This is a genomic window from Picosynechococcus sp. NKBG15041c (assembly GCF_055380235.1).
This window is the reverse complement of sequence record NZ_AP040363.1, coordinates 751,984-765,436: the sequence shown is the minus strand read 5'-3', so window position 1 is coordinate 765,436 and position 13,453 is coordinate 751,984. Positions and strand designations below refer to the sequence as shown.

General features: G+C 47.8%; 24 protein-coding genes. 1 reads left to right on the top strand and 23 read right to left on the bottom strand.

Annotated elements, in window-relative coordinates; translation table 11 throughout:
• The first annotated feature begins 431 nt into the window (after positions 1-431).
• Positions 432-761, top strand: a complete 330-nt coding sequence (locus tag ACZ45B_RS03765; RefSeq protein WP_029681837.1) for a hypothetical protein — start codon at positions 432-434, stop codon at positions 759-761.
• Positions 762-946: 185 nt separating this feature from the next.
• Here ACZ45B_RS03765 and prfA read toward each other — a convergent pair whose 3' ends face one another.
• The 23 genes from prfA to rpmC form a co-directional block, all read right to left on the bottom strand.
• Positions 947-2,038, bottom strand: a complete 1,092-nt coding sequence (gene prfA / locus ACZ45B_RS03760; RefSeq protein WP_024546067.1) for a peptide chain release factor 1 — start codon at positions 2,036-2,038, stop codon at positions 947-949.
• A gap of 91 nt (positions 2,039-2,129) precedes the next feature.
• Complete coding sequence (gene rpmE, locus ACZ45B_RS03755) at positions 2,130-2,360, bottom strand: 50S ribosomal protein L31 (RefSeq protein WP_096416838.1); 231 nt, start codon at positions 2,358-2,360, stop codon at positions 2,130-2,132.
• Positions 2,361-2,447: 87 nt separating this feature from the next.
• Positions 2,448-2,861, bottom strand: a complete 414-nt coding sequence (gene rpsI, locus ACZ45B_RS03750) for a 30S ribosomal protein S9 (protein WP_024546068.1) — start codon at positions 2,859-2,861, stop codon at positions 2,448-2,450.
• Entirely contained in the window at positions 2,861-3,316 is a 456-nt protein-coding gene (gene rplM / locus ACZ45B_RS03745) for a 50S ribosomal protein L13 (protein WP_024546069.1), read from the bottom strand. The genes rpsI and rplM overlap by 1 nt, the downstream gene beginning before the upstream one ends.
• A gap of 34 nt (positions 3,317-3,350) precedes the next feature.
• Complete coding sequence (truA, locus tag ACZ45B_RS03740; protein ID WP_024546070.1) at positions 3,351-4,175, bottom strand: tRNA pseudouridine(38-40) synthase TruA; 825 nt, start codon at positions 4,173-4,175, stop codon at positions 3,351-3,353.
• A gap of 28 nt (positions 4,176-4,203) precedes the next feature.
• Positions 4,204-4,554: a 50S ribosomal protein L17 gene (rplQ, locus tag ACZ45B_RS03735; RefSeq protein ID WP_024546071.1), complete on the bottom strand. Its 351-nt coding sequence runs from the start codon at positions 4,552-4,554 to the stop codon at positions 4,204-4,206.
• Between the two features lie 62 nt (positions 4,555-4,616).
• On the bottom strand, positions 4,617-5,558 hold the full coding sequence (locus tag ACZ45B_RS03730; protein WP_024546072.1) for a DNA-directed RNA polymerase subunit alpha: 942 nt from the start codon (positions 5,556-5,558) through the stop codon (positions 4,617-4,619).
• A 100-nt stretch (positions 5,559-5,658) separates the two neighbouring features.
• Complete coding sequence (rpsK, locus tag ACZ45B_RS03725) at positions 5,659-6,048, bottom strand: 30S ribosomal protein S11 (protein WP_096416835.1); 390 nt, start codon at positions 6,046-6,048, stop codon at positions 5,659-5,661.
• A 65-nt stretch (positions 6,049-6,113) separates the two neighbouring features.
• Complete coding sequence (rpsM, locus tag ACZ45B_RS03720) at positions 6,114-6,491, bottom strand: 30S ribosomal protein S13 (RefSeq protein ID WP_024546074.1); 378 nt, start codon at positions 6,489-6,491, stop codon at positions 6,114-6,116.
• Positions 6,492-6,564: 73 nt separating this feature from the next.
• Entirely contained in the window at positions 6,565-6,678 is a 114-nt protein-coding gene (gene rpmJ / locus ACZ45B_RS03715; RefSeq protein ID WP_071819462.1) for a 50S ribosomal protein L36, read from the bottom strand.
• 140 nt (positions 6,679-6,818) lie between these two features.
• Positions 6,819-7,043, bottom strand: a complete 225-nt coding sequence (infA, locus tag ACZ45B_RS03710) for a translation initiation factor IF-1 (RefSeq protein ID WP_006276978.1) — start codon at positions 7,041-7,043, stop codon at positions 6,819-6,821.
• 62 nt (positions 7,044-7,105) lie between these two features.
• Complete coding sequence (locus ACZ45B_RS03705) at positions 7,106-7,669, bottom strand: adenylate kinase (protein WP_024546075.1); 564 nt, start codon at positions 7,667-7,669, stop codon at positions 7,106-7,108.
• Positions 7,670-7,759: 90 nt separating this feature from the next.
• Positions 7,760-9,079 carry a preprotein translocase subunit SecY gene (secY, locus tag ACZ45B_RS03700; RefSeq protein ID WP_024546076.1) on the bottom strand — a complete coding sequence of 440 codons (1,320 nt, stop codon included), beginning with the start codon at positions 9,077-9,079 and terminating at the stop codon, positions 7,760-7,762.
• A 97-nt stretch (positions 9,080-9,176) separates the two neighbouring features.
• On the bottom strand, positions 9,177-9,617 hold the full coding sequence (rplO, locus tag ACZ45B_RS03695; protein WP_024546077.1) for a 50S ribosomal protein L15: 441 nt from the start codon (positions 9,615-9,617) through the stop codon (positions 9,177-9,179).
• Between the two features lie 52 nt (positions 9,618-9,669).
• A complete protein-coding gene (rpsE, locus tag ACZ45B_RS03690; protein ID WP_024546078.1) occupies positions 9,670-10,191 on the bottom strand; it encodes a 30S ribosomal protein S5 in 522 nt (173 codons plus the stop codon).
• A gap of 30 nt (positions 10,192-10,221) precedes the next feature.
• Entirely contained in the window at positions 10,222-10,584 is a 363-nt protein-coding gene (gene rplR / locus ACZ45B_RS03685; RefSeq protein ID WP_096416832.1) for a 50S ribosomal protein L18, read from the bottom strand.
• Positions 10,585-10,587: 3 nt separating this feature from the next.
• Positions 10,588-11,130, bottom strand: a complete 543-nt coding sequence (gene rplF / locus ACZ45B_RS03680; RefSeq protein ID WP_024547142.1) for a 50S ribosomal protein L6 — start codon at positions 11,128-11,130, stop codon at positions 10,588-10,590.
• Between the two features lie 33 nt (positions 11,131-11,163).
• Positions 11,164-11,565: a 30S ribosomal protein S8 gene (gene rpsH, locus ACZ45B_RS03675; protein WP_024547143.1), complete on the bottom strand. Its 402-nt coding sequence runs from the start codon at positions 11,563-11,565 to the stop codon at positions 11,164-11,166.
• A gap of 25 nt (positions 11,566-11,590) precedes the next feature.
• Positions 11,591-12,136, bottom strand: coding sequence for a 50S ribosomal protein L5 (rplE, locus tag ACZ45B_RS03670; RefSeq protein ID WP_024547144.1), 546 nt, complete (start codon positions 12,134-12,136; stop codon positions 11,591-11,593).
• Positions 12,137-12,209: 73 nt separating this feature from the next.
• Entirely contained in the window at positions 12,210-12,560 is a 351-nt protein-coding gene (gene rplX, locus ACZ45B_RS03665; RefSeq protein ID WP_024547145.1) for a 50S ribosomal protein L24, read from the bottom strand.
• Entirely contained in the window at positions 12,560-12,928 is a 369-nt protein-coding gene (gene rplN, locus ACZ45B_RS03660; RefSeq protein WP_012306680.1) for a 50S ribosomal protein L14, read from the bottom strand. Before rplN ends, rplX begins: the two co-directional genes overlap by 1 nt.
• A 54-nt stretch (positions 12,929-12,982) precedes the next feature.
• Positions 12,983-13,222, bottom strand: coding sequence for a 30S ribosomal protein S17 (rpsQ, locus tag ACZ45B_RS03655; protein ID WP_024547146.1), 240 nt, complete (start codon positions 13,220-13,222; stop codon positions 12,983-12,985).
• 21 nt (positions 13,223-13,243) lie between these two features.
• Positions 13,244-13,450, bottom strand: a complete 207-nt coding sequence (rpmC, locus tag ACZ45B_RS03650; RefSeq protein ID WP_024547147.1) for a 50S ribosomal protein L29 — start codon at positions 13,448-13,450, stop codon at positions 13,244-13,246.
• Positions 13,451-13,453: the final 3 nt, after the last annotated feature.

Here is a 13,453-nt window from a genome sequence, read left to right as displayed (position 1 = left end):
GAATGAACCTCACACCTGAGATATAAGTTTGTTTCTGAATTTGGGCAATCATGCTCTGTGCAAGCATAGACGTTGCTGCAAATTATTAGCAAAACATCGCTTGGCAGTATAGCACCGCAAGTGAACAACTTTCAAGATTAGTAAAGTTGGATACTTGTTGATTTAGGTGTTAGTGCATTCCCAGTTAAGCAAAGGATGATTAATAGGGCTTTGATGTCAGATTAATGGCAGGTTAATTTCAAGGTTGCTACTATGGGTGACCCATTGCCCTTGTCTCTGCTTCCGTAGCGGACAAAAGATTCAACAATCAAGGGGCAGTTAAGAAACCTCGCAAAATCATCAGGAACTGAACTTCCCCCGCTACAGTGAGATTACGGGAGCTACATGGAGTGGCCTCCGGAAAACTTGGTTTTTAAGGATGGAAAATTTCGATGATGCAAGGACTAAATGACTGCCTAAGACATAAAGTCGCTTATGTGGCGATTGGAAAATTTAAACCGGGACGTTTTACCCAGGCCCAAACTCTCTACGAAAAAGTAGTGTCTGGTTATTCGGATGGATTTCGAGGTGCTTTTTTGCTGCAAAAAATGGATCCAGACAGTGACCAAGGCATTGCGATGATCCTTTGGGACAATATTGAGGATATGGATAAAAATCAAACGGAGCTTGGCCAGCAAATTATGGCAGAAATGAATCCTCTGTTTGCGGAACCACCAGAAACAGATTTTTACCAAGTCTGTAGTGAAATTCAACCTTCTTAATTCTTTTTCTGCTTCCGGCGTTCCTCTCAGGAGAGAAGATCTTTTATCTTGGGTACTCCCCCCAGGGGTGGCACTGGGGAAGCAGGGGCGCAATTCGTACCAGAAGGAGCACTTTGTGGGTAGCTCTACAGTAGATACGAGCATTAAAAAAGGAAGGGCGATCGCCCTTCCTTTTTTCGGCAGATTTAGCCTTCCGCGGCGAGTTGCTCAAGTTGAGCTTGTTGGTCTTGGGAAATACAAGATTGAATGATATCGTCAATATTACCCTCAAGGGCAGGCGCTAAGGAAAAGTTTTCCCCAAGGCGGTGATCTGTTACGCGATTATCCTTGTAATTATAAGTGCGAATTTTTTCAGAGCGCGAGCCTGTCCCCACCTGAGATTTCCGCATGGAACTAATCGCTTCATTTCGCTCTTGCAGCTGAATTTCATATAATTTCGCGCGCAAAATCTGCATCGCCCGCTCACGGTTTTTTAACTGCGATCGCTCTTCTGTACAAAAGACACGGATTCCTGTGGGCTTGTGGATTAGGTCAACCGCTGTTTCTACTTTGTTGACGTTTTGTCCCCCCGCACCACCGGAACGGGCTGTTGTAATTTCAATATCTTTAGGATCAATCTGGACTTCTACCTCATCTACCTCTGGCATGATCGCCACCGTTGCCGTTGAGGTATGCACCCTGCCCCCTGCCTCAGTCAGAGGAACCCGTTGTACCCGATGGACGCCTGCCTCATATTTGAGTTTGCTATAAACTTGTTCTCCTTGGATTTCAAGGATTACCGATTTAAAACCCCCCATATCCGCTGCCGACTCACTGAGTAATTTAATTCGCCAATTTTGTGATTCTGAATAGCGAGAATACATTCGTAATAAGTCTCCCGCCCAAATACTGGCTTCATCACCTCCAGTACCTGCGCGGATTTCCAACATGATATTTTTTTCATCATTGGGGTCTTTAGGCACCAATAGTAATTTCAAGCGCAGCTCAAGGGCATCGATTTTCGCAACGAGCTCCTCTACCTCTAGGGCGGCCATGTCGCGCATTTCTGGGTCACTGGCTGATTCTTTGAGAATTTCTTTGGCTTCCAGCAGCTGAGTTTGTGCTTCTTTCCATTCTTCGTAGGTAAGCACTGTTTCTTCTAGGGATGCACGAATTTTGGCAACCCGCTGGAGCTCGTCGGGATTAGTGGCAATGTCTGGATCCCCTAAGCGGCGGGTCATTTCCTGAAATGTTTCTTCTACGGATTTCAGTTTGTCGAGTAAATATGCTTCAGCCATAATTCCAATGTTAATGCCAAAAAAAGGGTGATCCCTAAAAAACGAGTAACCCAGCAGAAATCTGCCGGGTCAAAAAAACGCAAGAAAGCAGTTACTTCTGATCGTCAGAGGTGCTGCTTAGCATGCCGTACTTACGAAGGAAGCGGTCTACACGACCTTCGGTGTCAATCATTTTTTGGGTCCCAGTATAAAAGGGGTGGTTACCTGACCAGACGTCGACGTTGATTTCAGGTTGGGTAGAGCCAACGGTCATCACAACTTCACCGTTACAGATGACCTTTGCTTCTGGATACCATTCGGGGTGAATATCAGCTTTAGGCATGGAAATTACTCTCTAGCAGATTAGTTTAAAAAGATAGATAAGCGGGGCGATCGCCACCATAAAAATAGCGATCGCCCACCAAGAAAATTAACGCTTGGAGAACTGGGGGGCTTTGCGCGCCTTGTGTAAACCATACTTTTTCCGTTCTTTACAACGGGGATCACGAGTTAGATAACCTTCGATCTTCAAGGGCTGACGGTTATCAGGATCCAATTGGCACAGCGCTCGAGCAACACCGAGCTTGACCGCATCGGCTTGACCTGTCAATCCCCCACCATGGGCATTGACGAGGATGTCATACTCGCTTTCCAAACCGAGGGTTTCTAAGGGAGACTTAAGGGCCACAATATAACCTGGAATCCGATTGAAATAGTCTTCTCCGGAGCGGTTGTTGACCACGACATTACCAGAGCCAGGGACAAGACGTACCCGCGCAATAGACGATTTACGACGACCAGTGCCCCAGTAAACAGCACGGTCTTGGGTTGCAGTTGCGTTCATTAGTTATCTCCTCCGGGAATGGTATTGATGGTGAGTACTTCAGGTTGCTGGGCACCATGGGGGTGATCCGCGCTGGCATAGACCTTGAGCTTTGTGAAAAGACGGCGGCCAAGAGCATTTTTCGGCAACATCCCCTTCACGGCTTTCTCAATAATGCGCTCGGGAATCCGATCTTGGAGCTGATTAAAGGTTTCGACCTTCATCCCACCAGGACGACCAGAATGGCGACGATAGAGTTTTTGTTCCGGCTTGCGGCCTGTCACAACGACCTTATCGGCATTCACGATAATGACGAAATCCCCAGTATCAATGTGGGGAGTATATTCTGGTTTATTTTTGCCCCGGAGGACTTTTGCCACTTCGGTGGCCAAACGACCCAAGCGTTGGTCAGCAGCATCGACCACATACCATTTCTGGTTGAGGGTTTCTTGTGTTGGTAAAGGTGTCTTAATCATAGAAGTTTCGCTTAGATAAGCATAAAGAATTCAACTAATGAGTTAGTAGAAAAGTTGGCTGGGTGTCAAACCAAATATGGGGGGGAAACAAAGGCTCAGGATAACCAACCCTAAGTAAACATAAGCCTTTTGCTGGGGCCGAATATTTTACAAGGTGTCGTCTCTCGTTTTTCCAAATATCTTGGAACTGTGCTAAAGAAAGTTTACCTTGTCCAACGTCCACTAGCATCCCAACGAGTAAGCGGACCATCCCATACAAAAAACCATTGGCTTGAATCTCTATGTGAATGAAGGAGCCTCGGCGAAAACACTCTGCTGCTTGTACGTTGACCCAAGCATGGGTTCGTTTGGAACCAGTCCGTTGAAATGCAGCAAGGTGGTGTTCACCCAACAAGGGTGTCAGGGCTGCCTGGATGAGGGTTTCATCGAGGGGGGCCTGATAATAATGCCAAGTGTAGGGCTGAATAAACAGATTGGGGGTTGGGTGGGTGTAAATGGTGTAGCGATATCGTCGCCACAGGGCAGAAAACTGCGCATGCCAATCCTGGGGGACTTCGCAAGCACCACGGATATTGATATCGGGAGGCAGGCGATCATTCAGGATTTTGGCCCATTTATATCCAGGGATTAAACTGTCACATTCAAAGTGGGCGAATTGTCCGGCGGCATGGACACCGCTATCGGTACGACCAGCACCATGAATGGTGATTTTTTGACCGACCACCCGGGAAATGGTTTCTTCAAGGACGGCTTGGACTGTTCTTTCGGCGGTTTGTCGCTGCCAACCACAAAAGTGAGTGCCAATGTATTGAACAACTAACGCGATGCGTTTTTTGGGGCTGGCGAGGGACTCTGGCATGGACAGTAGGCTGGCGTGATTAGTCGAATTAAACTAATTCGATAATGGCCATTTCTGCGTTATCACCCCGGCGACGTATGGTTCGTACGACGCGGCTATAACCCCCTTGGCGATCGCCATAGCGCTCTTGTGCTTGAGCGAACAATGCATGAACCAAGTCTTTGTCGTAGAGATAACCCAAAGCCCGGCGACGAGCAGCCAGGGAACCATCTTTTGCCAGGGTGATCATCCGATCAACTTCAGAGCGGACGGCTTTGGCTCGGGCCTTTGTGGTTTTAACTTGACCATGGCGGATAAGCTGGGTGGTAAGGGCACGCAGAAGGGCCTTCCGTTGATCCGCCGGTCTCCCCAATTCGGGAACGCGACAACCATGACGCATTTTTTATTCCTCCCTAGGATATAAACAGTGAACTAAATGAAAAAAATTGGATAACAGGAAAGTTATTTCGCTGTTTTTTCTTCCGGTAAAGTAATGCCTAATCGAGTTTTGAGGGCATCGATGACTTCTTCTGCTGATTTTTGGCCGAAATTCTTGATTTCGAGCAAATCTTCTTGACTGTAGTCGAGGAGATCAGCAACGGAATTAATTTGTGCCCGCTTGAGACAGTTATAGGCCCGCACAGACAGCTGCAATTCTTCGATGGGAATTTGGCTGGTGGGGTCTTCGTCCTCTTGGTATTCATCCTGAATAGCTTCGAGGGTGAGATCTTTGAGGGGATTGAACAGCTCAACGGCGATTGCCGCTGCTTGAGACAGAGCTTCTTCGGGCTTCATACTGCCGTCAGTCCAAATTTCAAGGATCAGGCGATCGCGGACCGCATCTCCTTCACTATGGATGCTTTCGACAGTGTAATTTACCTTAGTAACAGGCATAAACACCGCGTCGATCTGCAAGAAGTCCAGAGCAGTAGACTCATCACGATTGCGTTGAATCGCTCGGTAGCTTTTCCCTTTTTCGATCCGAAACTCCATTTCGAGCTTCGCACCATCGGCGAGGGTCGCAATATACTGGCTCGGATCTACAACTTCTACCTCTGATGGCAGATCAAACTGAGCCGCAGTTACCTGACCAGGGCCACTCGCAACCAAACGACCAATCTGGGGCTGGTGAGTGTAGCTCTTAAGAATGATTTCCTTCATATTAAGGATAATTTCAAGGGCATCCTCCCGCACACCGGGAATCGTGGCAAACTCATGGTTTACACCACCAATTCTTAGGGCCGTTACAGCGGTTCCTTCTAAATTAGATAACAAGATTCGTCTAAGGGAGTTCCCTAGGGTAGTTCCCTGACCTCGGTCAAGAGGCTCGAAGACAAACTTGCCATACTGGCTTTGATTTTTGTGTGTTTTACTTTCTACACACTCGATTTGAAACTGTGTCACGCTTTTTCTGATCTCCCATTTTTCGCGATCTGAGCCAGGCACCAAGCCTTCAGACAAGATTGATTTCACCCGAAACTTACCCAAGGCAAGTCAAGGATGTTTAGACCCGTCTGCGCTTGGGCGGACGACAACCGTTGTGGGGGATTGGAGTAACATCACGGATTAGAGTAATTTCTAAACCAGCGGCTTGCAAAGCACGAATTGCTGTTTCGCGCCCAGCACCAGGGCCGCTGACCATTACTTCAATCTGACGCATACCCTGCTCCATTGCGCGACGAGCAGCGTTGTCAGCTGCGGTCTGGGCAGCAAAGGGAGTCCCTTTTTTAGCGCCTTTGAAACCACTGGCACCAGCAGAAGACCAGGATACAGAGTCTCCTTTTGTGTCAGAAATTGTCACAATGGTGTTGTTGAAAGTTGATTGGATGTGGGCAACGCCGTTGGGAATATTTTTTTTGACCTTTTTGGGGCTGCCTTTTTTTTGTCGTGCCATAATTCTAGTTTTTAGAAGATAGAGTTAAGTGCGTAGCTTTGTGAGGTAAAACTCACCTCAGGGGATTAACGCGGTGCTTTCTTCTTACCGGCAACAGTGACGCGACGACCACGGCGGGTGCGAGCATTGGTCCGGGTTCTTTGACCACGTACGGGTAAGCCTTGACGATGACGGCGACCGCGGTAGGTGCCAATGTCAACCAGACGCTTGATGTTCATGGACTCTAAACGTCTGAGGTCCCCTTCCACTTGATAGTTGTCGGTGACGTAGGAACGGAGTTTAAGGGCATCTTCGTCGGAGAGGTCTCTTACTCGGATGTCGGGGTTTACTCCTGTCTTTGCGATGATCTCTTGGGCTCTCGATAAACCAATGCCATACACGTAGGTCAGGGCAATTTCAATGCGTTTATCGCGGGGAAGATCAACACCTGCAATTCGTGCCACGATTTTTTCTCCCTAAATGAACAATTTCAATAGTTTAATTACGAAATAAATGTCTGAGTGATTTTTATAAAATCTACCCTTGGCGTTGTTTATGCTTGGGGTTAGCACAGATCACCATGACACGACCGCGACGACGTATCACGCGACATTTATCACACATTTTTTTGACGGATGCTCGAACTTTCATAGATTTTCAGGTTAGATTTAGCAATTTTCTATATATTGATTCTGCTATGAACCGATTGGGTGATTAGCACAAAACTCCGCAAGCTTATCATCATAGCAAGTTTTTTTGTCTATGAATACTAAGCATAGGAGATGCGTCTTTTATTTTTTCCGGAGTCGGTAGGTAATCCGCCCTTTGGTGAGGTCATAGGGGGTCAGCTCTACTTTGACGCGATCGCCGGGCAAAATTTTGATGTAATTGCGGCGAATTTTTCCGGAAATGTGGGCTAAGACATTAAAACCATTGTCGAGATCGACTCGGAACATAGCATTAGGAAGGGATTCCGTGACGGTTCCTTCCATTTCAATTAGATCTTGTTTAGACAAAACAAATAGATCTCCTAATAAGTTGCATTAGTCAGTAACGGGTTGGGGGATAGGGAAAAAGACTATGATGCGATCGCATCTTTAAGGGCGGCAGTCACTTCTTCGGGGAGGCGATCGCCATTCACAGATTGGAGAGAACCTTGCTTTTGATAGAAATCAATTACCGGTGCTGTCTGTTCCCGATAGACTTCTAGGCGACGCCGAATCGTTTCTTGGTTATCATCCTTACGGCCACGGCTCAGAAGACGCTCTATCAGTGTGCTGTCAGGAACCTCCAAATTAAGGGCCACATTGCATTGTTGACTGAGCTCGGCAAGGAGGGTGTTCAGAAACGCCGCCTGACTAACATTCCGTGGAAAGCCGTCCAAAATCCATCCCTGTTGGGCATCTGGCTGTTGGAGTCTTTCGCGGATCAAGTCCAAAATTAGGCTATCGGGAACCAATTCCCCCCGGTCAACAAAGCCTTGGGCCTGTTGACCTAATTCCGTTTCGTTGGCGATCGCCGCCCGCAAAATCTCTCCCGTAGAAATATGGGGAATGCCATGGGACTCCGCCAAAATCTGAGCTTGAGTGCCTTTCCCCGCACCAGGAGGGCCCAGAAAAATCAATCTTATACTTTGCACCATCTCTCCCTTACCCCTGTCCGAATTGCTTACTAAATCAACAAGAAAGATTAGATATTCCAGCCAATACCCAATCCTTAAATTATCCAAAAACTACTGCTTAACCATGCCCTCATAGCGCTGGGAAATGACATAGGTCTGAATTTGTTTCGCCGTGTCAATAGCAACCCCCACCAAAATCAAGAGAGAAGTCGCTCCAAAACCCCGTAAGGTTGTGACCCCTGTCGCACCCTCTACAAAAGTTGGCACAGTCGCTACTAAACCAAGGAAAATTGCCCCTAGCAGTGTTAATCGGTTAATCACCTTTTCCAGATATTCACTCGTTGCCCGGCCCGGACGAATCCCAGGAATACTAGAACCCATCTTTTTCAAGTTTTGGGCCATATCCACCGGATTGACAATTAAGGAGGCGTAAAAATAACTGAAAAATAAGATCAATCCCAAATAAACGAGCACATAGGGAATTCTACCCGGCTGCAGCGCCGTAGAAATCGTGCCGATAATTTGGCCAAATACCCCTTCTCCAGAACCAGCTAGACCAGCCAAAGAAGAAGGCAAGATCAGCACTGCCGAAGCAAAAATGATCGGCATTACTCCGCCCTGGTTTAGGCGTAGCGGCAGATAACTTGTACGTTCACGGTAGAGTTTGCGACCCACCTGACGACGGGCAGAAATGATCGGAATCCGTCTTGTTCCTTCTTGGACAAAGACGATGCCAACAATCATCACCAAAAAGACAACCAACAGCAAAATGACCCGTGCAATCACGGCTCGACCACCTGTTTGCGCAAACTCAATGGTGTTGCCTAGGGTTGTCGGCAAAACAGCAACAATGTTGACGAAAATCAAGAGAGAAGCACCATTGCCAAGGCCTTTCTCTGTGATTAGCTCCGAGATCCACATTACAAACACAGAACCAGCAGTTAACGCCAAAGTTGTTTCCAATACAAAGGCAAAACCACCGTCAATGGCATAGGGACGCAGAATTTGGAGCGTAATACCAAAACTCTGTAAAGCGGCCCAACCCACTGTCACATAACGAATAATTTGGGAAATTTTCCGACGTCCTGCTTCTCCATCATTTTTTTGCATATCCTCAAGGGCAGGAATGGCTGCCGTCATGAGCTGCATGATAATTGAAGCATTGATATAAGGAAGAATTCCCAAGGCAAAAATGCCGACAGCGGATAAACCACCACCGGCAAACACATCTAGAAAACCCAAAAGTGGAGAATTAGCAATCCCCTCACTCAGGGCAGCCCGATCAATGCCGGGAATAGGAATAAAAACACCAAACCGAACCAAAACCAACAGGCCAAGGGTGACAAGTAAGCGACCGCGGAGGCCAGCAGCTTGCGCCATCTGCATGAAAGTTTCTTGGGCGGTTGGTGTTTTTTCGCGACTGACAACCATAGTGATGTTCTCTTCGGGAGTTTACGTAATGAACAATTCTAAGAAGTATTAAGCAACCTTGATAAATTCTAACTTAGTGCTTTGTTCCCGAATTTTTCTAGACGTCACAACTACCGCCGGCCGCCTCGATTTTTGCTTTTGCACTGGCTGAGAATCCTGCCGCTTTAACTTTCAAGGCAACGGATAATTCACCATCGCCCAGAATTTTCAAAGGGCCATCATTGGTGGTAACAATCCCCGCTGCAATCAAGCTGTCGAGGGTTACTTCACTGTTAGCAGGCAATGCTGCGAGTTGGGAAATATTCACAACGGTGAAATTTTTGGGGTTCACAATCGTGAAGTGCTTTAGTTTGGGGACACGGCGATAGAGGGGCATTTGGCCCCCTTCAAATCCAGCTTTGGTGCCAGTACCAGAACGGGACTTTTGACCCCGCATACCGAAACCACAACTAGCGCCTTGCCCGGCAGCGATGCCGCGGCCAACGCGACGGCGGCGTTTTTTTGAGCCTGCTTTGGGGGATAAATCGGATAGCTTCATAGTTTTTTTGGGTTAAACGTTTTACTAATGTCCTTGACCTGTCAACCAGGATTTAGGCATAGATCCGTTCGATAGAAACGCCGCGCTCTTGGGCCACGGAGGAGAAGCTCCGGAGGTTTCCTAGAGCATCCACGGTTGCCCGTGCGTTATTCAGAGGACTGCTGGAGCCAAGTTGTTTTGCCAAAATGTTTTTCACACCAGCGAGCTCGAGTACAGTTCGGACTGCACCACCGGCAATTACACCGGTACCGGGAGCAGCGGGGCGCATCATGACTCGAGCACCGCCAGCCGCACCATTGATGCGGTGGGTAATGGTGTTGGTCTTGGTGAGTGGTACGTCAACAACGTGTTTTTTGGCATCGGAAACGCCTTTACGGACGGCACCGATTACATCACCTGCTTTACCGACGCCAACGCCGACCTTCCCGGTCTCATTGCCAATCACAACGATGGCGCGAAAACTGAGTTTCTTACCACCTTTGACAACTTTGCTGACGCGACGGATTTGGATGACGCGTTCCTGCCAATTTGTTTCTTTTTCTTTGCTTTTTGCGGATTTACGACGCTTTGCCATGGTTATTTTCCTAATGATTCCATCAACAGCTTAAAAGTCCAAACCAGCTTCTCTTGCGGCATCTGCTAGGGCTTTGACTCGGCCATGGTAAAGGTTACCACCGCGGTCAAAAACAACTTGAGTGATGCCTTGTTCGAGGGCACGTTTGGCAATGAGAGCACCAACTGCGGTGGAGGCTGAGATGTTACCACCAGAGGCGAGTTCTCCCTTGAGGTCTTTGTCTAGGGTAGAGGCAGCGACCAGGGTATGTTGTTTTTCGTCGTCAATCACCTGGGCATAGATATGCTTGTGGGAACGGAACACTGCTAAACGGGGGCGATCGCCAGTGCCTTCGACACGACGACGAATGCGGAAATGACGACGCTCCGTGAGTTGTTTGCGGCTTGCTTTCATCTCTTATTTCTTCCCTGTCTTACCAGCTTTACGTCTGATGTATTCACCTTGGTAGCGAATACCTTTACCTTTGTAAGGTTCGGGGGGTCTGACAGCACGGACTTTAGCAGCTGTGTTGCCCACAACCTCTTTGTCAATGCCAGAGATGCTTACTTGGGTATTTTTTTCACCCATTGCAGCAGTAACACCTTCGGGCATTTCCATTTCTACAGGTTTACTGTAGCCCACATTAAGGGTGAGCTTATTCCCCTGTACCTGGGCCCGATAACCTACACCAACAATTTCTAGATGCTTGGTGTAGCCCTGGGCGACGCCTTCGACCATATTTGCCACGAGGGTGCGGCAGAGGCCATGGCGTTCCCGCGCGGTGCGGGAGTTATCAACGGGGGAGACAACGATGGTGTTGTCTTCTTGAGCAACAGTTACTTTTTCAGGCAGTGTCCGTTCTAGGGAGCCTTTGGGTCCTTTGACGGATACGGTGGAGCCAGAGAGGGTAACTGTTACTTTGTCGGGGATGGGAATTGGTCGTTTACCAATACGAGACATTTGTTTTTCTCCTGATATCAACTTCAACCACGATTACCAGACGTAGCAAAGAATTTCACCACCAATGCCTTCTTTACGGGCTTGGCGATCTGTCATCACGCCTTTGGAAGTTGAAATGATTGCGATGCCGATCCCACCGAGTACACGGGGGAGTTCTTTGTGGTTACTGTATACCCGAAGCCCTGGCTTGCTCACCCGTTGGAGCTTTTGGATGATCGGTTGGCGATCGCGACCTTTATATTTCAAAGAAATAATCAGGTGTTTCTCGACCCCTTCACCTGCTTCGGTGTAGTTTTCAATGAAACCTTCGTCCTTTAGAACCTCAGCAATGTTACGGGTCATGCGAGTCATCGGGACTTTTGTGTTGTCATGCTGCACCATGCACGCATTACGAATGCGGGTGAGCATATCGGAAATGGTATCGTTAGCCGCCATTATTACCTTTAATCTCTCCTAGGATTTAGCTTTCACGGAAGGGCATACCCATTTCTTTCAACAGCGCACGACCTTCTTCATCGGTTCTCGCGGTGGTGATGATGGAAATGTCCATTCCTCGGATTTGATCAATGGAATCGTAGTCAATTTCAGGGAAAATCAGTTGCTCGCGAATCCCGAGACTGTAGTTACCGCGCCCATCGAAACTCTTAGGACTAATGCCACGGAAGTCACGGATACGGGGCAGCGCTAAGCTGATGAGACGATCCAAGAAAGAATACATTTTTTCGGAACGCAGGGTAGCCATTACACCAACAGGCATGCCTTCCCGAATTTTGAAGCCGGCGATCGCCTTCTTCGCCCGGGTAATAACAGGACGTTGACCAGTGATAATTGCCAGCTCTTTGAGGGAAGATTCCATTGCTTTGGCATTAGTTGCCGCTTCCCCAAGGCCTCGGTTTACAGACACCTTGACGAGCTTAGGCACTTCGTGGACGTTGGTGTACCCAAATTGCTCTGTTAATTTAGGAACAATTGCGTCTTGATAAAGGGTTTTGAGTCTTTGGGACATAGGATTACCTTTAACTTCCCTGGGCTTGGTCAGGGAAAAACTAAATGTAGATAGAAAATGCAAGAAAACTAGATTAGTCGATGACTTCGCCTGTTTTCTTTAATACACGGACTTTGCGGCCATCCTCAGTGACTTGGTAGCCGATGCGACTAGCAACTTTTTCTTTTTCGGAATAGTGCATCACATTGGAGCTGTGGATCGGTGCTTCAAAGGTCTGAATTTGACCCGATTCACCCTCTTGCTGAGGTTTAACATGCTTGGTGCGCACGTTAACATCTTTGATTACGACTTTGCTGGATTTCGGCAATGTTTTAAGTACTTCGCCGACTTTGCCTTTGTCACGACCAGAGATGACTTGAACCATGTCACCCTTTTTCACATGCATTTTATGGCGTGCGGGGGTGGAACTTTTACGTCCTGTCATTAGATGACCTCCGGTGCAAGGGAAACGATCTTGGTGAAGTTTTTATCCCGTAACTCACGGGCAACAGGGCCAAAAACGCGAGTACCTTTCGGGTTGCCTTCTGCATTGATAATTACAGCAGCATTGTCATCAAAGCGAATGCTCATGCCACTGGCGCGACGGAGCGGTTGACGCGTCCGTACAATAACAGCACGCACAACATCAGATTTTTTGACACCCATGTTTGGAATTGCTTCTTTGACGACGGCGATAATTTGATCACCAATGCCACCATAGCGACAATTCCCTGTACTCAGAACACGTAAGCACATTAGCTTACGAGCACCGCTGTTATCGGCAACATTTAGATAGGTTTGTTGTTGAATCACGGCTTTACGGTAAGGGTAAAGAAAATAAGGAAAACCAGCAGTTTATGAGAAAAACTATTGGTCGAGGATTTCAGCGACAGTCCAACGTTTGGTTTTGCTGGTCGGTGGGGTCTCGCGAATACGAACGCGATCGCCAACCTTACACTGATTATCCTCATCGTGGGCTTTGAACCGCTTGGTTTTTACCACGATTTTTTTGTATTTGGGGTGGGGGGAGCGGTTTTCTACAGCGACGACGACGGTTTTATCCATTTTGTCGCTGACGACCATTCCCACTCTTTCTTTCGTAGCCATACGAGGTCTTATCTCCTACTTTTATTGAGCTTGGAGTTGTCTTTGACGCTCAACCGTCATCAGCTGAGACAGACGGTGACGAGCATGCTTGATCTCATGGGTCTTTTCGAGGCGACCAGTGCCTTTTTGGAGACGGAGTTCAAACAACTGTTTCTTAACGGCAACGATTTCATCAGCAAGCTCTTGGTCATTGAGCTTGTGAGCATCTTCAATCTTGGGTAAAGGCATGAT

Excerpts from the sequence above, each read along its gene's own strand:
- ACZ45B_RS03765 (WP_029681837.1), top strand. The coding sequence starts at position 432 with ATGATGCAAGGACTAAATGACTGCCTAAGACATAAAGTCGCTTATGTG.
- prfA (WP_024546067.1), bottom strand. The coding sequence starts at position 2,038 with ATGGCTGAAGCATATTTACTCGACAAACTGAAATCCGTAGAAGAAACA.
- rpmE (WP_096416838.1), bottom strand. The coding sequence starts at position 2,360 with ATGCCTAAAGCTGATATTCACCCCGAATGGTATCCAGAAGCAAAGGTC.
- rpsI (WP_024546068.1), bottom strand. The coding sequence starts at position 2,861 with ATGAACGCAACTGCAACCCAAGACCGTGCTGTTTACTGGGGCACTGGT.
- rplM (WP_024546069.1), bottom strand. The coding sequence starts at position 3,316 with ATGATTAAGACACCTTTACCAACACAAGAAACCCTCAACCAGAAATGG.
- truA (WP_024546070.1), bottom strand. The coding sequence starts at position 4,175 with ATGCCAGAGTCCCTCGCCAGCCCCAAAAAACGCATCGCGTTAGTTGTT.
- rplQ (WP_024546071.1), bottom strand. The coding sequence starts at position 4,554 with ATGCGTCATGGTTGTCGCGTTCCCGAATTGGGGAGACCGGCGGATCAA.
- rpsK (WP_096416835.1), bottom strand. The coding sequence starts at position 6,048 with ATGGCACGACAAAAAAAAGGCAGCCCCAAAAAGGTCAAAAAAAATATT.
- rpmJ (WP_071819462.1), bottom strand. The coding sequence starts at position 6,678 with ATGAAAGTTCGAGCATCCGTCAAAAAAATGTGTGATAAATGTCGCGTG.
- ACZ45B_RS03705 (WP_024546075.1), bottom strand. The coding sequence starts at position 7,669 with ATGGTGCAAAGTATAAGATTGATTTTTCTGGGCCCTCCTGGTGCGGGG.
- secY (WP_024546076.1), bottom strand. The coding sequence starts at position 9,079 with ATGGTTGTCAGTCGCGAAAAAACACCAACCGCCCAAGAAACTTTCATG.
- rplO (WP_024546077.1), bottom strand. The coding sequence starts at position 9,617 with ATGAAGCTATCCGATTTATCCCCCAAAGCAGGCTCAAAAAAACGCCGC.
- rpsE (WP_024546078.1), bottom strand. The coding sequence starts at position 10,191 with ATGGCAAAGCGTCGTAAATCCGCAAAAAGCAAAGAAAAAGAAACAAAT.
- rplR (WP_096416832.1), bottom strand. The coding sequence starts at position 10,584 with ATGAAAGCAAGCCGCAAACAACTCACGGAGCGTCGTCATTTCCGCATT.
- rplF (WP_024547142.1), bottom strand. The coding sequence starts at position 11,130 with ATGTCTCGTATTGGTAAACGACCAATTCCCATCCCCGACAAAGTAACA.
- rpsH (WP_024547143.1), bottom strand. The coding sequence starts at position 11,565 with ATGGCGGCTAACGATACCATTTCCGATATGCTCACCCGCATTCGTAAT.
- rplE (WP_024547144.1), bottom strand. The coding sequence starts at position 12,136 with ATGTCCCAAAGACTCAAAACCCTTTATCAAGACGCAATTGTTCCTAAA.
- rplX (WP_024547145.1), bottom strand. The coding sequence starts at position 12,560 with ATGACAGGACGTAAAAGTTCCACCCCCGCACGCCATAAAATGCATGTG.
- rpsQ (WP_024547146.1), bottom strand. The coding sequence starts at position 13,222 with ATGGCTACGAAAGAAAGAGTGGGAATGGTCGTCAGCGACAAAATGGAT.
- rpmC (WP_024547147.1), bottom strand. The coding sequence starts at position 13,450 with ATGCCTTTACCCAAGATTGAAGATGCTCACAAGCTCAATGACCAAGAG.